Genomic DNA, 4,519 nt, shown 5'->3' with positions numbered 1-4,519 from the left:
GGAACGGCTTCATTCGCCGCCAGCCCGGCGTCGCACGAAGCATCGAGATCCTCTTGCCACCCGAAAACTTGCCCATCCTCGAATGGCTCGGTATCAAAACGTCAAAATCACTGCGATGAACAACTAGCTGCCGAACCGTGCAATGTTACCCCAGTGGGAACTGCTGATCGCCCTGCGCTCGCGATCAGCCCATGCTCCCCGGCATGAAGCATCTGACGCCAACGAAAGCGCCATTCAGATAGTAAGGCCAGACCATCGTACGGCCAGCGCGGTTCGGTCCATCCACGACAGCGTCGTTCGGAACATCAACCCACTCGCCATCAATGCGTACGCGATAGTGACCAGCCGCTCAATTGAACGTAGGTAATGCGCCGGCCATCCAAAGCGGCCGGGAAATGATACGAAGATTCAGGAAGCGCGCCCCTAAAGCCGACCACTTCCGCAACGGTCACTCGCGTCATTTTTACCTATTCGCGGGATATCTGGTTATCTCCTGACAGCGGCGGAATAGCAGACATCCTGCAACCGCTGATGGGGCCAGATGCTGACCCGCACCACCTCAGTGAGGGTCGGAGACAAATCAGGCAACTCTTTTAGGCTTTACCTCAACGACATCTGGTGCCTCAGTAACGGGGTCCGGGCTGGGTTGGATCATGCCGTCGTGACGAACACGCAGCCCAGAGTGAGGATCAATCCCCAGCCGCTCGAACAGCGCTCGCAGTTCTGGCCGGCTGCCGTCTCAACAAAGAGCGGCGATAGAATGAAACTTTTGCATGTCGTGCTCCTACGTGTGTTAAGTCACGATAGGGTTTCGCACGGATCGATCCACCCGATTTCTGAATGGCCGCTACGCCAACACGGGTCCGCTAATGGGATGGTCCGGCCGTGCTCCTGCCCCGCCAGCAGGCGAAGCTGGCAAGGGGCGCCAAAGACAAGGAGCACGCCATGTCTCAGATAGCCAATACCGCGATCGCCGTGATTGGCATCGATATCGGCAAGAACTCGTTCCACGTCGTGGGCCACGATGCGCGCGGCGCCATTGTGCTGCGGCAAAAGTGGTCGTGTGGCCAAGTGGAAGCGCGGCTCGCCAATATACCGCCTTGCCTGATCGGCATGGAAGCCTGCGTCGGCGCACATCACCTGAGCCGCAAACTCGCATCGCTGGGTCACGATGCCAGGTTGATGCCGGCCAAATATGTCCGCCCCTATAGCAAGGGGCAGAAGAACGACTTCAATGATGCCGAAGCGATTGCCGAAGCCGCGCAGCGCCCGACGATGAAGTTCGTGGCGACCAAGACCGCGGAGCAACTGGATCTGCAGGCGCTGCATCGGGTGCGCGAGCGGCTGGTGTCGCAACGCACCGGCATCATCAACCAGATTCGCGCCTTCATGCTGGAACGCGGGATCGCCGTGCGCCAGGGTATCGGCTTCCTGCGCACGGAACTGCCCACCATCCTTGCGACGCACACCGATGCCCTGTCGCCACGCATGTTGCGTGTCATCGAGGAGTTGGCAGGCGACTGGCGCCGGCTGGATCAGCTCATCGATGGCCTATCCGGCGAGATCGAAGCACTGGCCCGTCAAGATCAGGCATGTTCGCGCCTGATGACGGTGCCTGGCATCGGGCCGATCATTTCGAGCGCCATGGTGGCCGCGATCGGCACTGGAGACGTATTCTCCAAAGGCCGCGACTTCGGCGCCTGGCTCGGACTGGTGCCCAAGCAGATCTCGACGGGAGACCGCACCATCCTCGGCAAAATCTCGAGGCGCGGCAATCGCTACCTGCGCGTTCTGTTCGTGCAGGCGGCATGGGTTGTGCTGGTCAAGATAAAGAACTGGGAACGTTACGGGCTCAAATCCTGGATCGAAGCGGCCAAGAGGCGGTTGCACCACAACGTGCTGGCGATCGCGCTCGCCAACAAGCTTGCCCGCATCGCCTGGGCGGTGCTGGCCAAAGGACCCGCCTTCGAGTTGACGAGGACCGACGATGCAGGCGTCCGACCCGCTTGATCCTCACGCCATGTCTCGGCGCCGTCAAGGCGCAGCCTGGCAACGCCGGAGCCAGCCGCAAGCCAAGCGCGACGGCCGGCCTTGACCGCCCCTGCGCGCGACGCGATCGAGGTTCTGCGGGCCGGGACGAAGGAACGGCCCTTGGCTCGAACAAGGGAACTGAGCGAGATGAGGAGCAAGCGATGACGTAACTCTATCAACAGTTTCCAGCTGGGGTCTGCGAGAGGATAAGTAGAGATGGAGGATCGGTCTTCCCGGCGCATGCGAACACTGGTGACCCGAATGGCCCCCCACTTGAGGCCTGTCCGCTAATGAGAACGCATGCGCGCTGATATCCATCGTGGCCCGGAGCAAAAGCTCCAACCAGAGGCCGGATACATTGATGCAAGACCGCAAACCGACAGCTCGACGAAAACCTCTTGCAACGCGCGGCCGGACCATACATTCGGGTCAAAAGCGCCGCTTGGAGGGTCGACCCGTCACTTCCGGCCTACCGCGATAAGCAGACCATTTCAGAAGCAGCGCGGACTTCGCATTAGGGCCAAGAGGCGACATAACGCGTCCGGGTCAGCTCGGATCGAATGGCGGGTCGCGGGACTTGGCTTCGTGCCACCACCAGACCTAAGTGTGCAAGAACAGCTTGGTCGTTACCCACGTAACGCAATTCCGGATTTCCGAAATTTTTCCGTAGGCATCTTGCCCCATCTGCAAAATGGCGATGTCTTCCCCTCTCTTACCTCGGTCGGCATCCGGTCGGCGACGTGGCGCACGACAAATCCACCGTAGGAGTGGTGTCATGGTCAAGGACGGCGGCGCGTTGGCGCGCTCAACGTCGATTGGTCCAAGGGCGGCAACGGGTTTAGAAGTTTCTGCAGATGCGGCTGGTGGCATTCCTCGTTACGGCATCACGCGGCGCGGCGAGCGGCAATAACGATCGTCTATCGACTCTATGGCGAGAGGTGATTTCCCTCGCCGGCGTTGCAAGGTCATTCTCGTCGGGTGGTGGATAGTTCGTGCCAATCGGAAAGTGTGCCCAGCCAGCCGTGATAAGCACATCAGAATCAAGGGTGGCGGAGAAGGACGTTCCGTGTTCGTCGGCGTCCTTTGCGCAATGAGCTTACCAGCAACACTGCCTTCTCCGTGTGATTACATGCAATGAGAAGGCCCTGAAGACGAGGTAACATCATGAACCCAGTTTCACGTCGCGATATTGTTGCCATCGGTGCTGCTGGCGGACTTCTGGCCGCAACTTCCGCGGCCATGGGGCAGACGACCCCACAGGTGCCGCAACCCAATCGCGCTCCAGGTCTTGGCGGTAGCAACCCAGGCCCACGCGATCTCACGCGCGACCGAGAAAATCCCGACACGCTCAATCCGCCGTCGACGGACCAGGGCACGCTGCCGAACCTGCATTTTTCTTTTGCGGATGCGCATACACGCCAGACCGACGGCGGCTGGACGCGGCAGGTCACTCAGCGCGAGCTCGGCATCTCCACGACTCTGGCAGGCGTCGAGATGCGGTTGAATGCCGGCAGTATCCGCGAACTGCATTGGCACAAGCAGGCCGAATGGGCCTACATGCTTTACGGCACCGCCCGCATCACCGCGATTGACCAGGATGGCAATAATTTCGTCGACGACGTGGGCATCGGCGACCTGTGGTATTTCCCGGGCGGCATACCGCATTCGATCCAGGGATTAGGTCCCGACGGCTGCCAATTTCTGCTGGTCTTCGACGATGGATCCTTCGACGAAGATGATACGTTCCTCATCACCGATTGGTTCAAGCACATCCCCCAAGAAATGCTGGGCAAGAACTTCGGCGTCTCCAGCGATAACTTTGCGCATCTGCCCGATCCGAGCCAGCGCTACATCTTCAGATCTGAGGTGCCCGGGCCGCTCGGTCCTGACAAGCTCATGGGCGCCGAGCCCGTGCCGCAAACCTTTAAGCATCGACTCATGGCGCAAGAGCCGATCCGCACCAAAGGCGGAACCGTACGCATCGCCGATTCGAGCGTATTCAAAGCATCGAAAACGGTGGCCGTCGCCCTGGTCGAAGTCGAGCCGGGCGGGGCGCGCGAACTGCATTGGCATCCCAATGTAGATGAATGGCAATATTACATCGAAGGGCAAGGGCGCATGGGTGTGTTCGGAGCTCAAGGAACGGCTCGCACATTCGACTATCGGGCCGGTGATGTCGGCTATGTACCGTTCGCGATGGGCCATTACATCGAGAACACCGGGAACACGCCGTTGCGCTTCCTGGAGATGTTCAGAAGCAGCTACTTCGCGGACCTCTCGCTCGACCAGTGGATGGCGCTAACGCCGCCGCAGTTACTCCAGGCGCATTTCCCCCTCGACCAAACCGTGATGGAGAATTTGCGGGGATGTCCCGGGTTCTGTTGAATTACTGAAGAGGTCGGCGTTGCCCACCTTGAGCCGGTAGGCTCGGGGTGCTGATTCCACAAAGGAGAGCAACGCCATGACGAGAGATATCACACCGGCTGGT

At 60.0% G+C, this 4,519-nt stretch carries 3 protein-coding genes; all 3 read left to right on the top strand.

Features of this window, described 5'->3' with window-relative positions; all coding sequences use genetic code 11:
- Positions 1 to 945: 945 nt before the first annotated feature.
- The 3 genes from ACZYOF_RS42440 (at position 946) to ACZYOF_RS42430 (ending at position 4,416) form a co-directional block, all read left to right on the top strand.
- Positions 946 to 2,010 (top strand): IS110 family RNA-guided transposase, encoded by a 1,065-nt coding sequence (locus ACZYOF_RS42440; protein WP_463719461.1) that lies wholly within the window; start codon positions 946 to 948, stop codon positions 2,008 to 2,010.
- A 796-nt stretch (positions 2,011 to 2,806) separates the two neighbouring features.
- Positions 2,807 to 2,941, top strand: a complete 135-nt coding sequence (locus ACZYOF_RS42435) for a hypothetical protein (RefSeq protein ID WP_282532169.1) — start codon at positions 2,807 to 2,809, stop codon at positions 2,939 to 2,941.
- Positions 2,942 to 3,195: 254 nt separating this feature from the next.
- Positions 3,196 to 4,416, top strand: a complete 1,221-nt coding sequence (locus ACZYOF_RS42430) for a cupin domain-containing protein (RefSeq protein ID WP_463719460.1) — start codon at positions 3,196 to 3,198, stop codon at positions 4,414 to 4,416.
- The last annotated feature ends 103 nt before the right edge of the window (positions 4,417 to 4,519 follow it).

The organism is Bradyrhizobium sp. LeoA1Lang (assembly GCF_055413685.1).
The sequence above is the reverse complement of the archived record's forward strand: the minus strand, read 5'-3'. Positions and strand labels throughout refer to the sequence as shown.